The organism is Streptomyces sp. NPDC002573 (assembly GCF_042889625.1).
GTDB lineage: Bacteria > Actinomycetota > Actinomycetes > Streptomycetales > Streptomycetaceae > Streptomyces > Streptomyces gibsoniae.
The window spans coordinates 1-1,821 of record NZ_JBIARC010000245.1; the positions used below are offsets into that span (position 1 = coordinate 1).

Below are 1,821 nucleotides of genomic sequence, written 5' to 3' on the forward strand. Positions count from 1 at the left end.
TCCAGCGTTGTCGGGGCAGCGCGGCGATCAGCTCGTCGACCCGGGCCTCGGCCCAGCCGGTCGTGACCACCGTGTCGTTGACCTTGGTGGCCATCACGTAGGCGACCTTGCGCTGCTCCAGCCAGAAACGTGTGTGCTTGACCTGCCCGTACGCCTCGTCCGCGGTCACCCATGCGAACGGCACACCAGCGTCGATAGCGCGTTGCAGCATCCGCCTGAAGTGCTCGTTCTTGGTCGCGAAACAGATCTCGTCGTCAATGCCGGCGGCCCGACAGCGGTCCCGGTCATCGGTCCAGGAGGCCGGGAGGTAGAGCTCGCGGTCGATCAGGGCACGTCCCCGGGCCGAGGCGTAGGCCAGGAAGGTTCCGATCTGGCAGTTTTCGATGTGCACGGCATAGTGCCGCCGCATCCAGTGACGCTCCGCGCTCGGTAGTCGTGGCGCATCCCTACCATCCGCTGGTGGGGCGGCGGTTGACAGTGGTGTTCACTGAGCGAAAGGCGGGTTCGCTGGTGTTCGTGTGTGAGGACGGTGGCCCAGAGTGGGTGCGTGTTCCCTGGTCTGGACGGACCTGGCCCCAGCGCCGGCAGCGCACCGTTTGGCGGCCGAGGGGCTGGTAGCGCTGAAAGCGCTGGTAGATGCGCTGTCTGCTGCTCCCGACCGCCGTTGCACGTCTGGTCAGCTGTCGGGCAGTCTGGAAGCTGAGGGTATGTCAGTGCCGGTGTCCTCGGGGGAGGTGCGCGCTCGTGGGGCTGGCCGAGTACCGAAGCGAGATCGTGATGGTGCTGGCCAACATGGCGCTCGCGGTGCTGATGGGAGGCGACGGCAGTGAACGGCCAGGCGAAGATCACCCGGTTGCATCGGGAGCGGACCGCCCTGGTCTATGTCCGCCAGTCCACCGCCGCCCAGGTCCGCGAGCACGCAGAGTCCACCGCGCGCCAGTACGACCTGGCCCAGGCTGCCATCACTCTGGGCTGGCCGCCGCAGCGGATCGCTGTGATCGACGCGGATCTCGGCCTGTCCGGCCGCAGCGCGGCCCGCCGCGGCGGCTTCCAGGAGATCGTCACCCGGGTCTGCCTCGGCGAGGTCGGCGCGATCTTGGGGTTGGAGGCGTCGCGGCTGGCCCGCTCCTGTTGTGACCGTCCGGGTCGTCGAAGTAGGCGCCACGACCACCGACTAGACGGTTGATCTGGCCGGGTTCGTTGTGGCTGGGGTCGGCGTAGTAGGTGACCCCTACCGCCTCCAGACGGGTGATAACGGCGTCGAACTGCTCGTCAGGGACGAGGAAGGCATAGTGCTGTGACTGGATCGGCTCGTCCCTCTTCTCGTAATAGTCGAGCGTCACGCCGTTGCCGAGGTCGATTGGCAGGAACGGCCCGAACGGGGCGCCGACCTTCAAGCCCAGGACCGCGGCGAGGAACTCGGCAGACAGGTGCCGGTCGCTTGCGTAGACGGCGGTGTGGTTCAACTGGACGCCGGCCGTCGGCAGCTCGGATTCATGCGGGTACCGCTGGTCATAGGACATGAGTGGGGTGTCTCCGGTCTTGGGATCCGCTGAAATGGGGCGCCGGATGGGGGCGCCAGGAGCTAACGACCTCGGGAGGAATAGCCGGGGCTGACGCGGGCCGTGGCATGAGGACGGCCACGCGGGTTCTCAAGGTGTGAATCACGAGCTACTCCGCGTGGCCTTGTCCCATCGTGCCTTCACCGGTGTCTCTCGCCAACATTTCGGCGAGTTGCTCGAAGAACTCGCGCCATGCTGGGAATCGGCCCGCGAGTCCGCGCTCGCCGAACAGCGAGGTGGTGCCCGCAGGCGAGCCGCC

At 67.3% G+C, this 1,821-nt stretch carries 1 protein-coding gene and 2 pseudogenes; 1 reads left to right on the forward strand and 2 read right to left on the reverse strand.

The window, feature by feature from the left end:
* A pseudogene (locus ACFYX0_RS47665) lies at positions 1-394 on the reverse strand (transposase); the annotation flags it as partial.
* Between the two features lie 432 nt (positions 395-826).
* Here ACFYX0_RS47665 and ACFYX0_RS47670 point away from each other — a divergent pair.
* Positions 827-1,072: pseudogene (locus tag ACFYX0_RS47670) on the forward strand (recombinase family protein); the annotation flags it as partial.
* Here ACFYX0_RS47670 and ACFYX0_RS47675 read toward each other — a convergent pair.
* A complete protein-coding gene (locus tag ACFYX0_RS47675; RefSeq protein ID WP_388982078.1) occupies positions 1,062-1,523 on the reverse strand; it encodes a VOC family protein in 462 nt (153 codons plus the stop codon). The pseudogene ACFYX0_RS47670 and the gene ACFYX0_RS47675 overlap by 11 nt on opposite strands.
* Between the last annotated feature and the right edge of the window lie 298 nt (positions 1,524-1,821).